The sequence below is a fragment of the Pseudomonas nitroreducens NBRC 12694 genome (genome assembly GCF_002091755.1).
In the GTDB taxonomy this organism is placed as follows: Bacteria; Pseudomonadota; Gammaproteobacteria; order Pseudomonadales; family Pseudomonadaceae; genus Pseudomonas; species Pseudomonas nitroreducens.
On record NZ_BDAI01000023.1, the window covers coordinates 23,214 to 37,334 of the forward strand.

Genomic DNA, 14,121 nt, shown 5'->3' on the forward strand with positions numbered 1-14,121 from the left:
GGGGCACAACCCGGACCATTCCCCGAACGGGTAGGTACTGGCGCCTAATCGAACAATCGTTCAGATTGGCCACCTGACACTTTAGGAGCCAGGCATGAACGAGGAAGTCCGCTTTACCCGACTGGAGCCGGAGCAGCGCAAGGCGCTGCTGATCGAGGCCACCCTCGCGTGCCTGAAGCGCCATGGCTTCCAGGGGGCTTCCATTCGCAAGATCTGCGCCGAAGCCGGCGTCTCGGTGGGGCTGATCAACCACCACTATTCGGGCAAGGACGAACTGGTGGCCGAGGCCTACCTGACCGTCACCGGGCGCGTGATGCAGTTGCTGCGCGAAGCCATCGCCGAGGCGGCGCCGGATGCACGCGCTCGGCTGTCGGCGTTCTTCCGGGCGTCGTTCTGTGCCGAACTGCTTGACCCGCAACTGCTGGATGCCTGGCTCGCGTTCTGGGGCGCGGTGAAGACCGCCGAAGCCATCAACCAGGCGCATGACCATTCCTACGGTGAGTACCGCACCTTGCTGGCGCAGGCGCTGAAGGATCTGGCGCAGGAACAGGCATGGTCCGATTTCGACGCCGACCTCGCCGCCATTGCCCTCAGCGCCTTGCTCGATGGCTTGTGGCTGGAATCCGGGCTGAACCCCAATACCTTCACCCCGGAACAGGGCGTGCAGATCTGCGAGGCCTGGGTAGACGGCCTCCAGCATGGCGGCCGGCAGCGTTTCAGCCGGTCGCCGGCGGCCTGTTGATCGATTGTTCAGCGAGCGGTAACCTGCGGCCATCTGCAGGACAGCTCCTACAGCTCTACCTCCACGTATAACAAGAATTGCCCCGCCACGAGCGGTGGCGTCAGCAGGGTATTGCGATGACTTCCCGTGTACTGATCGTCGACGACGATCCGGTGGTTCGCGAGCTCCTCCAGGCCTACCTGGGCGAGGAGGGCTATGACGTGCTCTGTGCCGGCACCGCCGAACAGGCCGAGGCGAGCCTGGCCGAAGCCGAACAGGGCGGGCAGCCCATCGACCTGGTGATGCTCGACATCCGTTTGCCCGGCAAGGACGGCCTGACCCTGACCCGCGAGCTGCGCGTGCGCTCGGAGGTCGGCATCATCCTGATCACCGGCCGCAACGACGACATCGACCGCATCGTCGGCCTGGAGTGCGGCGCCGATGACTACGTGATCAAGCCGCTCAACCCCCGCGAGCTGGTCTCCCGCGCCAAGAACCTGATCCGCCGCGTGCGCCACGCGCGCCAGCCCGCTGCCGCCTGCACGCCAGTCAATCGTCAGCACCACAAGCGCTTCGCCCAGTGGACCCTGGACCCGGACCGCCGCCGCCTGATCGACCGCGATGGCAGCGAAACCCCGCTGACCCACGGCGAGTTCCAGCTGCTCGGCGTGTTCCTGCGCAACACTGGCCATACCCTCAGCCGCGACCAGTTGATGGACCAGATCCGCAACCGCGAATGGCTGCCCAACGACCGCTCCATCGACGTGCTGGTCGGCCGCCTGCGCCGCAAGCTGCGCGACGACCCGGCCGAACCGGAGCTGATCATCACCATCCACGGCGCCGGCTACCTGTTCACGGCCACGCCTGCCGACGCCTGAGACATGCGCTGGCTGTTCCTGCTGTGCCTGGCGCTATCTTTGCCGACTGCGGACGGTGTTGCTGGTGCCGCCCAACCCGTCCGCTATTGCGACTACCCCGTCTATCCGCCCATCTCCTGGAGCGACGGCCACGAAGTGCGCGGCCTGGCGCCGCAAACCGTGCGCAGCGTGCTTGGCGAACTGGGCTACGAGGTGAAGACCGTGGTGCTGGGCAACTGGAAGCGCTGCCTGCTGGACGCCGCCGAAGGCCGCGTCGACGTGGTGCTCGCCTACCAGACCCCGCAGCGCGACGACGGCCTGCTGTTCTCCCGCGTGCCGGTGCTGCGCGAGGAAGTGGCGATCTTCTACAACCGCCGCAAGCCGGTGCGTTTCGACCAGTTGAGCGATCTGGCGAATTACCGCGGCGGGCTGCTCTTCGGCGAGAGCTACGGACCTGAATTCGACCGTTTCGTCGCCGAGCACGGCAACGTCGAATGGGTCTCCGACAGCCGCCAGAACTTCGGCAAGCTGATCCGCCAGCGCATCGATTTCATCGCCCATGAGCGGCGCACCGGCACCCTGTTCGCCGAGCAACTGGCCGGCGGGCAGGACATCGCCGCGCTGCCCCGGCCGCTCACCGTGGATTACCTGCGCATCGCCGTCTCGCGCCATTCGCCGCTGGCCGCGCGGATGGACGAGATCGACGCCGCGCTGAAACGGCGCGTGGACGACGGCAGCATCGCCCGCTGGCTGGACGAGAGCGAGCGCGGTTACCGCGCCATGCTCGCCGGCGACGGGGTGCCGCGTTGAAGCTGCCCAGCGGCCTGGCCCGGCGCCTGCTGCTGCGGGTGCTGCTGTTCAGCCTGTGCTTCACCGTGCTGGCCAGCGCCGTGCAGCTGTACTTCGAGTACCGCCGCGAGATGCGCGACATCGATACACGCCTGGAGCTGATCCGCGTCGGCTACCTCGCCAGCTTCGAGCGCAGCCTGTGGGACCTCAACCAGGAGCAGCTCAACGTGCAGTTGCACGGCCTGGCCGACTTCCCCGACATCGCCCAGGTGCGCCTGCGCAGCGCCGACTTCAACCTGGTGCAGGACGCCGACGACACACTTGGGCCGTTCCGTACCGAGCGCTACGCCCTGGCCTTCCAGCCGCCGGACGGCGAGCGCCGCGACCTGGGCGAGCTGGAAGTCAGCATCGACCTGGGCGCTGTCTACCTGCGCCTGCTCCACGGCGGGCTGACCAGCCTGTTGTGGATGGGCGTGTTCCTCTGCGGCCTGGCGGTGGCACTGAGCTGGCTGTTCCACAGCCTGGTTACCCGCCACCTGCGCGCCATGGCCGAATTCGTCCGCGGGCTCACTGGCGGCAACCTGGGCACCGAGCTGGCGCTGGTTAAAAAACGCTCAGGCGAAGAAGACGAGATCGACACCGTCGCCGATGCCCTCGACGGTTTGCGCCGGGCCCTGCGTGCCGAGTTGCGGCGGCGCGAGGCTGACCGCGAGGCGCTGCAGAGCAAGCGTGACGAATTGCAGCGGCGGGTCGAGCGGCGCACCGCCAGCCTGCGCCGCGCCAAGGAGGAGGCCGAGGCGGCCAACCGCGCCAAGAGCCGCTTCCTTGCCACCATGAGCCACGAGATCCGCACGCCGCTCAATGGCATCCTCGGCATGGCCGAACTGCTGCGCGCCGCGCCCCTGGGGGAGCAGGACCGGCGCCGGCTTCAAGCGTTATCCACAGCAGGCGAAGGACTGCTGGCGATCCTCAACGAGGTGCTGCACTTCGCCAAGCTGGAGGACGGCGCCAGCCAGCCGGAGCCGGTGGACTTCTCCCTGCGGCGCCTGCTGGACGACGTGGTGACCCTGCTGGAGCCATGCGCCGACGACAACGGCACTTGCCTGCGCCTGCGTATCGAACCCCAGGTACAGGACGGTTGCCGGGGCGCCGAGCAGTTCCTGCGCCAGGTACTGAGTAACCTGCTGGCCAATGCGCTGAAGTTCACCGAGGAGGGTGAGGTGCTGCTGGAGGTCGCTGTGCTGGAGACCGGCGACGCCGGCCAGCGGCTGCGCTTCACGGTGACCGACGACGGTATCGGCATCTCCGCCGAGCAGCAGGAAAAGATCTTCCAGCGCTTCACCCAGGCCAGCGACGAGGTAGCGCGGCGCTACGGTGGCACCGGACTGGGGCTGGCGATCAGCAAGCGGCTGGTGGAAGCCATGGGCGGCGAGATTGGCGTGGAAAGCCTGGAAGGCGAGGGCAGCACCTTCTGGTTCGACATCGTACTGGCGCCGGGCGTGGTCCCGCGCTCCAGCGTGGCCGTCGAACAGGCGCCAGCGCTGGACGTGCTGGTGGTGGAGGACGTCGCCCTCAACCGCGAGGTCGCCCAGGCCCTGCTGGAGCGCGACGGTCACCGCGTGCAACTCGCCGAGGACGCGGCGCCGGCGCTGGCGCTTACCGCTGCACGGCGCTTCGATCTGATCCTGCTGGACATGCACCTGCCGGGGATGAACGGCCTCGACCTGTGCCGGGCGATCCGCACGCAGGCCAGCGGACTCAACGCGACCACACCGATCCACGCCTTCACCGCCAGCGTGCAGCCGGGCATGGTCCGGCGCTATTTCGAGGCTGGCATGCAGGGTGTGCTGGGCAAGCCGCTGCGCCTGGACGACCTGCGCCGTGCGCTGTCCGGCGTGACCTGGGAGCTGTTGCCGGAGGCTGTGGATAACGGCCCGCTGGATCGGCAGGTCCTGGAGACCCATCGTCGTTTGCTGGGCGAGCACAAACTGAACGAGCTGCTCGCCAGCCTGTGGAAGCTGCTCGATGAGCAATGGCCGCTGCTGCTGGATGCGCTGCGCCAGGATGACGCCGTTGAAGCCGCGAGCCTTGCGCATCGGCTGGCCGGGAGCTGCCGGTCCATGGGGTTGCGCGGGTTGGGGGATTGCCTGGGTGAGCTGGAGGAGGCGGCGTTGGCGGGGGCTTTGCTCGGTGATTGGCTGGAGCGGCTGGAGCGGGAGAGGGTGGTTGCTTCTGAGCTTTTTAAGAGCATCCGGGCGTAGTTTCGGCGCGGGCGGACGGCCCTCACCCCAGCCCTCTCCCTGGGGGAGAGGGGGCCGTTCGGCGTAGTTGGCGCGTTCGGCATTCGCCGGCGAGCACCAATTTTGCAGCTTGCGCAGGACAGTCCCCTCTCCCTTTGGGAGAGGGCCAGGGTGAGGGGATCGCCCCAGCGTCTTGCCAGCCAGGGAGCGCTCTTACAAAAGAAACCCGCTGAAAGCCCAGCCCCACGCGCCCCGCACAAAATCCTTACATCTTTCTACAACTTCGATCCGTAGGAACAACGGGGTCTTACATCGCCTTCCAATAATCCGGTGGCATCCGTGCCCGAGCCACGGCCTCTGATTGATTGGAGATAACAATAATGATCCAACGTAGAGTTCCGCTCCGTCGCGCCCGCCGTTTCCCGGAGGTGCGCCATGTCTGAGTCCCATCACGCCCGTAGCGGCGAGAAGATCCAGCTCACCCGCGCGCTCAAGAGCCGCCACATCTTCATGCTGTCCCTCGGCGGCGTGATCGGTACCGGCCTGTTCATGGGCTCGGGCGTCACCATCAGCTCGGGCGGCCCGATGGGCGCCATCCTCGCTTACCTGGTTGCGGGCCTGCTGATGTATCTGGTGATGGTCTGCCTGGGCGAGCTATCGGTGCAGATGCCCGTCTCCGGCTCCTTCCAGGCCCACGCCACGCGCTTCATCGGCCCGGCCACCGGGTTCATGATCGGCTGGGTCTACTGGATGAGCTGGGCCTCCACCGTCGGCCTGGAATTCACCGCCGCCGGCATGCTGATGACCCGCTGGTTCCCCGACGTGCCGATCTGGCTGTGGTCGGGCTTCTTCGTGGTCGTGCTGTTCTCCCTCAATGCCCTGGCCACCCGCGCCTTCGGCGAGGCCGAATACTGGTTCTCCGGGATCAAGGTTGCGGCCATCCTCGGCTTCATCGTGGTCGGCCTGCTGGTGATCTTCGGCGCCATTCCGCTGAACAGCGGCGAGGCCGCGCCGGGGCTGTCCAACCTGGTCGGCGACGGCCTGTTCCCCAACGGCCTGTCCGCCGTGTTCGCGGTGATGATGACGGTGGTCTACGCCTTCCAGGGCTGCGAGATCATGGGCGTCGCCGCCGGCGAGACCGACCAGCCGGAAAAGAGCATCCCGCGCGCCGTGCGCAACGTGGTGTTCCGCGTGCTGATCTTCTACGTGCTGGCGATTGCCGTGCTGTCCTGCATCGTGCCGTGGAAGCAGGCCGGGCTGATGGAAAGCCCCTTCGTGCAGGTGTTCGACATGGTCGGCATTCCCTACGCCGCCGACCTGATGAACTTCGTGATCCTCACCGCGATCCTCTCGGTGGGTAACTCCGGCCTCTACGCGTCGACCCGCATCCTCTGGGCCATGTCCAAGACCGGCATGGCGCCGCGCAAGCTGTCCAAGCTCAGTGCCCGTGGCGTGCCGCTCTACGCGTTGCTGATCAGCCTCGGCTTCGCCCTGCTGTCGCTGCTCACCAGCGTGGTCGCCGCCGACACCCTGTTCATGGTGCTGATGGCGGTGAGCGGAATGGCCGGCACCGTCACCTGGATCGTCATCGCCTACGCCCAGTACCGCTTCCGCCGCGAGCACATGGCCAAGGGCGGCACCGTGGCCGACCTGAAATACGCAGCGCCGCTGTTCCCGTTGATCCCGCTGGCGTGCATCGCGATCTGCTGCTCGCTGTTCGTGTTCCTCGCCATGGACCCGACCCAGCGCCCGTCGCTGTACTGGGGCTTCGGCTTCATGGGCGCGTGCTACCTGGCTTACTACCTGCTCAGGCGCAAGCGTGGCCAGGTGTTGAGCGAGGAGGCGCTGCCGAGTATCGGTTGAGTCTTCCTGCATCGGAAAAGCCCCGCCTCGCGGGGCTTTTTCTTTGGCTCTTTGTAGGAGCGAGCTTGCTCGCGAACCCGCCCAACGCCGGAACCGCCGGAAAATCTGTTCGCGAGCAAGCTCGCTCCTACAAGGATTCCACCGCTCCCGGAGGCGCAGGAGCGGACTCTGTCCGCGAAGGCCCGCAGGGCCGTTTGTTCGAAGTTGTAACAAGCTCTCGGGGAAAACCCTGTGGAAACCCCTCAGCCCCCGCGTCGCGCGGCCTTCCCGCCGTTCGACGGCACGTTACAAGCCCCCCATTCGGGTGGATTGCGAGCTTGCTGAACACTTGTTTAGTATTGCCTCCAACGCTTCATCCGCCTCAGCCAACGACTACAAGAACGAGGGCAGCATGACTCAGCCATCCCCGCTCAGCCGGGTCCAGGACGGTATCGCCTGGATCACCCTGAACCGCCCCGAGCAGCGCAACGCGCTCGACGTCCCCACGCTCAAGAACCTGCTGGCCCTGCTCGACGCTTATGAAGTCGACGAGGCCGTGCGCGTCATCGTGCTGACCGGCGAAGGCCGCAGCTTCTGCGCCGGCGCCGACCTTGCCGAATGGGCCGAGGCCGAAGCCCGTGGCGAGCTGGAAACCTACGGCTGGACCGAAACCGCCCACGCCCTGATGCGCCGCCTGCACAGCCTGGACAAGCCGACCATCGCCGCCGTCAACGGCACCGCCGTCGGCGCCGGGATGGACCTGACCCTGTGCTGCGATTTCCGCATCGCCGGCGCCTCCGCCCGCTTCAAGGCCGGCTACACCGGCATGGCCTACTGCCCGGACGCCGGCGCCAGTTGGCACCTGCCGCGCCTGATCGGCGGCGAAGCGGCCAAGCGCCTGCTGTTCCTCGATGAACTGTGGAACGCCGAGCGCGCGCTGAACGCCGGCCTGGTGGGCGAAGTGGTCGCTGACGATCAATTGCAGGCTCAGGTCGGCGAATTCGCCGCACGCCTGGCCGCTGGCCCGACCTACGCCTTCGGCCACACCAAGCGCCTGATCCGTGAAGGCGCCAGCCGCACCCTGGCCCAGCAGCTGGAAGCCGAACAGGCCGCCGGCTTGCTCTGCGGCCGCAGCGAAGACGCCGCCGAGGCGCTGCGCGCCGTGGCCGAGAAACGCTCCCCCCAATTCAAAGGCCGCTGACGGCTGCAGGTGATGTGATGGATTTCCAACTGACCCAGGAACAGGAAATGCTCGTCGAGGCGGTCAAGGCTTTCGTCGAGAAAGAGCTGCTGCCCTACGAGGAAGAAGTGGACCGCGCCGACGCGGTGTCCCCGGAGCTGGCCGCGACGATTCGTGGCAAGGCCCTGGCGGCCGGCTTCTACGCCTTCAACATGCCCGAGGAAGTCGGCGGCGGCGGCCTGGACTACCTGTCCCAGGCGCTGGTCGAGCGCGAGCTGTCCAAGGTTTCCTGGGCGCTGCATGTGTTCGTTGCGCGTCCCTCGAAGATCCTCATGGCCTGCAAGGGCGAGCAGATCCAGAACTACCTGCTGCCAGTGGTGCAGGGCGAGAAGATCGACTGCTTCGCCCTCACCGAGCCGGGCGCCGGTTCCGACGCCAACTCGATCAAGACCCGCGCCGTGCGTGACGGCGAAGACTTCGTGATCAATGGCTCCAAGCACTTCATCAGCCATGCTGGCCACGCCGACTTCGCCATCGTCTTCGCGGTGACCGACACCTTCGAGCGCAACGGCAAGAAGCGCAACGCCGTGACCGCCTTCCTGGTGGACAAGGGCACTGCCGGCATGACCGTGCGCCGCGGCCCGAAATGCGTCAGCAACAAGGGCTACCACACCTACGAAATCTTCTTCGACGACTGCCGCGTACCGGCCTCCCAGGTCCTCGGCGAAGTCGACAAGGGCTGGGAAGTGGCCAACGCCTGGCTGACCGCCGGCCGTGTGATGGTTGCCGCCAACTGCGTCGGCCAGGCCCAGCGCGCGCTGGACCTGGCGCTGCAATGGTCGGCCGACCGCAAGCAGTTCGGTGCGGCCATCGGCAGCTACCAGGGCATCTCCTTCAAGCTCGCCGACATGGCCACGCAGATCCGCGCCGCTGAACTGATGACCCTGCACACCGCCTGGAAGATGGACCGCGGGACCATGACCGACGGCGAAGCCGGCATGGCCAAGCTGTTCGCCAGCGAAGTGCTGGGCAAGGTCGCCGACGAGACCGTGCAGATCTTCGGCGGTATGGGCCTGATGGACGAAGGCCCGGTGGAGCGCATCTGGCGCAACGCGCGTATCGAGCGCATCTGGGAAGGCACCTCGGAAATCCAGCGCCACATCATTTCCCGCGAACTGCTGCGTCCGCTGCTGCGCTGAGGCCCGTGCCATGAAACGCGAAAACCTCCAGCGCCTGCTGGCCCCCCGTCACGTCGCCTTCATCGGTGGCCGCAGCATGGCGCGCGCGCTCAAGCGCTGCGCCGAAGGCGGCTTCGCGGGTGCGATGTGGCTGGTCAACCCGCAGTACGACGAACTCGAAGGCGTGCCCTGCGTGCGCAGCGTTGCCGACCTGCCGGAAGGCCCGGACGCGGTGTTCGTCGCCACCAACCGCGACCTGACCCTGCAGGCCGTTGCCGAGCTGGCCGCCAAGGATGCCGGCGGCGCCATCTGCTACGCCTCCGGCTTCGCCGAGACCGGCGCCGAAGGCGAAGCGCTGCAGCGCCGCCTGCTCGAATCTGCCGGCGACATGGCGCTGCTCGGCCCCAATTGCTACGGCCTGCTCGACTACCTGCACGGTTCCGCGCTGTGGCCGGTGGCCCATGGCGGCCACATGGTCGAGAAGGGCGTGGCGGTGCTGACTCAGAGCGGCAACTTCGCCTACAACCTGTCCATGAGCGACCGCTCGCTGCCCATCGCCTACATGGCCTCGGTGGGCAACCAGGCGCAACTGGGCGTGGCCGAACTGATGGACGTGCTGCTCGACGAGCCACGCGTCACCGCCATCGGCCTGCACCTGGAAGGCCTGAAGAACGTTCCCGGCTTCGCCCGCGCCGCCTTCAAGGCGTTGAACAAAGGCATTCCGGTGATTGCGCTGAAGACCGGCGTGTCCGAGATCGGCGCCGAGCTCGCACTCAGCCACACCAGCTCCCTGGCCGGCTCCGATGCGCTGTACGACGCGCTGTTCGACCGCCTCGGCGTGATCCGCGTCAGCGGCCCGGTGAGCTTCATCGAAACCCTGAAAGCCGCCGCCTGCGGCAACCTGCCGGCCGGCCCGAGCCTCGCCGCGTTGGCCTGCTCCGGCGGTGACGCCGGGCTGATCGCCGACTACGCCGAACGCAATGGCCTGAGCCTGCCCAAGCTGCTCGATGCCCAGCGCGCCGAACTGGCCCAGGTGCTGCCGGACTACGCCAATATCGCCAACCCGCTGGACTTCACCACCGCCATCTGGGGCGATGGCCCGGCGCTGGAGAAGATGCTCGACAGCGCCCTGCGCACGGAAGCCGACGCCGCCCTGCTGGTGCTCGACTATCCCGGCGAAGAGACCGGTGAGCGTCCGCAGTGCGACCTGCTGCTGGAGCTTTACTGCGCCGCGCTGGAGCGTCACGGCAAGGTGGGCTTCATTGCCTCCGCGTTGCCGGAGCTGCTGCCCAGGCATGCCCGAGAACTGCTGCACTCCCACGGCGTCGCCGCGCTGCAAGGCGTGGAAGACGGACTCGCCGCCTGGGGCCGCATCGCCCATTACCGTCAGCGTCGCGAAACCCTGCTGGCCCGTGGCGAAGCCGCCCTGGTGCCGCTCTGCCCGCAGACGCTGGAAGGCGAAGGTCGTCTGCTGGACGAGTGGCAGTCCAAGCAGGCGTTGAAACCCTTCGGTCTGCCATTGCCGCGCGCTGCGCTGAGCACCCCCACACAAGCCCGCGAAGCGGCCGCCGATGTCGGTTTCCCGCTGGCACTGAAAGTGGTCAGCGCGCAACTGCCGCACAAGACCGAAGCCGGTGGTGTGGCGCTCAACCTGCGCAACGAGGCGGCGCTGGAAGCGGCGTTGTTCGACATGCGCGAGAACATCGCCCGCCACGCGCCCGGCGTGCCCTTTGACCAGGTGCTGCTGGAGCGCATGGCCAATCCGCCGCTGGCCGAGCTGATCGTCGGCATCAAGCGCGAGAACGGCTTCGGCCTGGCGCTAGTGCTGGGCGCCGGCGGCATCCTCGTCGAGCTGCTCAAGGACAGCCGCAGCCTGCTGCTGCCCACCACCGACGCGGCGATCCGCGATGCCCTGCTGAGCCTGCGCAGCGCACCGCTGCTCACCGGCTTCCGTGGCCGCGCGGCGGTGAACCTGGAGGCGCTGGTGGAAGCCATCCGCGCCGTCGCCGACTACGCCTGCGAGCACGTGGACACCCTGCTGGAACTGGACGTGAACCCGCTGCTGGCGGACGCCGAGGGCGCCGTGGCGGTGGATGCGCTGATCCGCACCGTTGAATGACCTGCCTGTAGGCACGGGCTGCCCGCGAACGAATCCACCGAGGAGCGTTCGCGGGCAGGCGTGTTTCTACGAAGAACGCTTCGAGGAGTGAACATGCAGAACGACAAGAAACTCACCGGCGGCCAGGCCCTGGTGCGCCTGCTGGCCAACTATGGCGTCGACACCGTGTTCGGCATTCCCGGCGTGCACACCCTGGAGCTGTACCGCGGCCTGCCCGGCAGCGGCATCCGCCATGTGCTGACGCGCCACGAGCAGGGCGCCGGCTTCATGGCCGACGGCTACGCGCGGGTCAGCGGCAAGCCGGGCGTGGCCTTCATCATCACCGGGCCGGGCGTGACCAACGCCGCCACCGCCATCGGCCAGGCCTACGCCGACTCGATCCCGATGCTGGTGATTTCCAGCGTCAACCACACCGCCAGCCTGGGCAAGGGCTGGGGCTGCCTGCACGAGACCCAGGACCAGCGTGCGATGACCGCGCCGATCACCGCATTCTCCGCCGTCGCCCTGAGCGCCGAGGACCTGCCCGAACTGATCGCCCGCGCCTTCGCCGTGTTCGACAGCGAGCGCCCGCGCCCGGTGCACATCTCGGTGCCGCTGGACGTGCTCGCCAACCCCGTCGCCCGCGACTGGACCCATGAAGTCGTGCGCCGCGCCGGCCGCGGCCAGCCCAGCGCCGAGGCGCTCCAGCGGGCTGTGGATAAACTCCAGGCCGCCCAGCGCCCGATGATCATCGCCGGCGGCGGCGCGCTGCATGCCGCCGATGCCCTGGCTGCGCTGAGCGAGCGCCTGGCCGCGCCGCTGTTCACCAGCGTCGCCGGCAAGGGCCTGCTGGCGCCGGAAGCGCCGCTGTCCGCCGGCGCCACCCTGTGCACCCAGGCCGGTTGGGACATGATCGCCGAGGCCGACGTGGTCCTCGCCATCGGCACCGAGATGGCCGACACCGACTTCTGGCGCGACCGCCTGCCGGTCAGCGGCGAAGTGATCCGCATCGACGTCGACTCACGCAAGTTCAACGACTTCTACCCGAGCGCCGTGGCGCTGCTGGGCGATTCGAAAGCGACCGCCGAAGCCCTGCTCGCCGCACTGCCGAGCGCAGATCGTGACGCGGCGAAAGCACAATCGCGCATCGCCGAACTGCGCGCGCAGATCGACGCCGGCCACGCGCCGCTGCAACGCATCCACCAGTCGATCCTGCAGCGCATCGCCAAGGTCCTGCCGGACAACGCCTTCATCGCCAGCGACATGACCCAGCTGGCCTACACCGCCAACTATCTGTACCCGAGCAAGGCCCCGCGCGGCTGGCTGCACCCTACCGGCTACGGCACCTTGGGCTATGGCGTACCGGCCGGCATCGGCGCCAAGTTCGGTGCGCCTGAGCGCCCAGGCCTGGTGCTGGTGGGCGACGGCGGCTTCCTCTACACCGCCCAGGAGCTGGCCACCGCGACCGAGGAACTGGACAGCCCGCTGGTGGTGCTGCTGTGGAACAACGATGCGCTGGGGCAGATCCGCGACGACATGATCGGCCTGGACATCGAGCCCATCGGCGTCCTGCCGCGCAACCCGGACTTCGCCCTGCTCGGCCGCGCCTATGGCTGCGAGATGCGTCAGCCGCAGAGCCTGGACGAACTGGAGCGCGACCTGCGCAGCGGCTTCGCCCATCCGGGCGTGACGCTGATCGAGCTGAAACACGCCTGCGCCCAGTAGGACCTGTTGCACCCGCCGGGGCCCCTGGGCCCTGGCGCCTTGAAGGATGAACACCATGCGCTACTCGAACTTCACCCAACGCATCGCCGGCGACGGCGCCGCCGCCTGGGACATCCACTACCGCGCCCTGGCGCGCCTGGAGCAGGGCGACGACATCCTGCTGCTGTCGGTGGGCGACCCCGATTTCGATACTCCCGTGCCCATCGTGCAGTCGGCCATCGACAGCCTGCTGGCCGGCAACACCCACTACGCCGACGTGCGCGGCAAGCGCGCGCTGCGCGAGGCCATTGCTCGCCGTCATACCCAGCGCAGCGGCCAGGCGGTCACCAGCGACGACGTGGTCGTACTGGCCGGCGCCCAGTGCGCGCTGTATGCCGTGGCGCAGTGCGTGCTCAATCCGGGCGACGAGGTGATCGTCGCCGAGCCGATGTACGTCACCTACGAAGCGGTGTTCGGTGCCTGTGGCGCCAAGGTCATCCCGGTGTCGGTGCGTTCCGAGCACGGCTTCCGCGTGCAGGCCGAGGACGTCGCCGCGCTGATCACCCCGCGCACCCGCGCCCTGGCCATCAACAGCCCGCACAACCCCTCCGGCGCCAGCCTGCCGCGCGCCACCTGGGAAAAGCTCGCCGAGCTGTGCGTGAGCAATGACCTGTGGATGATCTCCGACGAGGTCTACAGCGAGCTGCTGTTCGACGGCGAACACATCAGCCCCGCCAGCCTCCCGGGCATGGCCGAGCGCACCGCGACCCTCAACAGCCTGTCGAAATCCCACGCCATGACCGGCTGGCGCGTGGGCTGGGTGGTCGGCCCGCGCGAGCTCTGCGCGCACCTGGAAAACCTCGCCCTGTGCATGCTCTACGGCTCGCCGGACTTCATCCAGGACGCCGCCTGCACCGCGCTGGAAGCCAAACTGCCGGAACTGGAAGCCATGCGCGAGGCCTACCGCCAGCGCCGCGACCTGGTGCTCGACTGCCTCGCCGATTGCGTCGGTGTGCGCGCCCTGCGCCCGGACGGCGGCATGTTCGTGATGGTGGATATCCGCGCCACCGGGCTCTCCGCCCAGGACTTCGCTGATGTGCTGCTGGACCGCCACGGCGTCTCCGTGCTGGCCGGCGAAGCCTTCGGCCCCAGCGCCGCCGGGCACATCCGCCTGGGCCTGGTGCTCGGTGCCGAACCGCTGCGCGAAGCCTGCCGCCGCATCGCCCTGTGCGCCGCCGAACTGCTCCAGGAGAAACGTTATGCGTGATCGTTCTCAGCTTTACATCGATGGCGCCTGGGTGGCGCCCCAAGGGCAGGGCGTGGCCGAGGTGCAGAACCCCGCCACCGAGGACTGCGTCGGTCGCGTGCCGCTGGGCGGCGAAGGTGACGTGAACCGCGCGGTGGACGCCGCCCGCCGTGCCTTCCCGGCCTGGTCGCAGACGCCGTCCCACGTGCGCGCCGGCTACATCCGCGCCCTCGCCGAACAACTGAAGAACCGCGCCGACGAAATGG

Annotated in this window: 11 protein-coding genes; all 11 read left to right on the forward strand. The window is 67.9% G+C overall.

What is annotated here, in order from left to right; genetic code table 11:
- The first annotated feature begins 94 nt into the window (after positions 1–94).
- Positions 95–742, forward strand: coding sequence for a TetR family transcriptional regulator C-terminal domain-containing protein (locus PNI01S_RS27750; protein ID WP_037013083.1), 648 nt, complete (start codon positions 95–97; stop codon positions 740–742).
- 110 nt (positions 743–852) lie between these two features.
- Positions 853–1,599, forward strand: a complete 747-nt coding sequence (locus tag PNI01S_RS27755; protein WP_089285798.1) for a response regulator — start codon at positions 853–855, stop codon at positions 1,597–1,599.
- A gap of 3 nt (positions 1,600–1,602) precedes the next feature.
- Positions 1,603–2,388 (forward strand): substrate-binding periplasmic protein, encoded by a 786-nt coding sequence (locus PNI01S_RS27760; RefSeq protein ID WP_084359829.1) that lies wholly within the window; start codon positions 1,603–1,605, stop codon positions 2,386–2,388.
- A complete protein-coding gene (locus tag PNI01S_RS27765) occupies positions 2,385–4,628 on the forward strand; it encodes an ATP-binding protein (protein WP_084359830.1) in 2,244 nt (747 codons plus the stop codon). Before PNI01S_RS27760 ends, PNI01S_RS27765 begins: the two co-directional genes overlap by 4 nt.
- A gap of 414 nt (positions 4,629–5,042) precedes the next feature.
- Entirely contained in the window at positions 5,043–6,470 is a 1,428-nt protein-coding gene (locus PNI01S_RS27770; RefSeq protein WP_084359831.1) for an amino acid permease, read from the forward strand.
- Positions 6,471–6,861: 391 nt separating this feature from the next.
- Positions 6,862–7,650, forward strand: coding sequence for an enoyl-CoA hydratase/isomerase family protein (locus PNI01S_RS27775; RefSeq protein ID WP_084359832.1), 789 nt, complete (start codon positions 6,862–6,864; stop codon positions 7,648–7,650).
- A 17-nt stretch (positions 7,651–7,667) separates the two neighbouring features.
- Positions 7,668–8,828, forward strand: coding sequence for an acyl-CoA dehydrogenase family protein (locus PNI01S_RS27780; protein ID WP_037015421.1), 1,161 nt, complete (start codon positions 7,668–7,670; stop codon positions 8,826–8,828).
- Between the two features lie 10 nt (positions 8,829–8,838).
- On the forward strand, positions 8,839–10,926 hold the full coding sequence (locus PNI01S_RS27785) for an acetate--CoA ligase family protein (RefSeq protein WP_084359833.1): 2,088 nt from the start codon (positions 8,839–8,841) through the stop codon (positions 10,924–10,926).
- A 93-nt stretch (positions 10,927–11,019) separates the two neighbouring features.
- A complete protein-coding gene (locus PNI01S_RS27790; RefSeq protein ID WP_084359834.1) occupies positions 11,020–12,630 on the forward strand; it encodes a 5-guanidino-2-oxopentanoate decarboxylase in 1,611 nt (536 codons plus the stop codon).
- A 55-nt stretch (positions 12,631–12,685) separates the two neighbouring features.
- A complete protein-coding gene (locus PNI01S_RS27795) occupies positions 12,686–13,876 on the forward strand; it encodes a pyridoxal phosphate-dependent aminotransferase (RefSeq protein WP_084359835.1) in 1,191 nt (396 codons plus the stop codon).
- Positions 13,869–14,121 (forward strand): aldehyde dehydrogenase family protein (locus tag PNI01S_RS27800; RefSeq protein WP_143514277.1); only part of this gene is annotated, 253 nt, incomplete at its 3' end. The genes PNI01S_RS27795 and PNI01S_RS27800, both read left to right, overlap by 8 nt.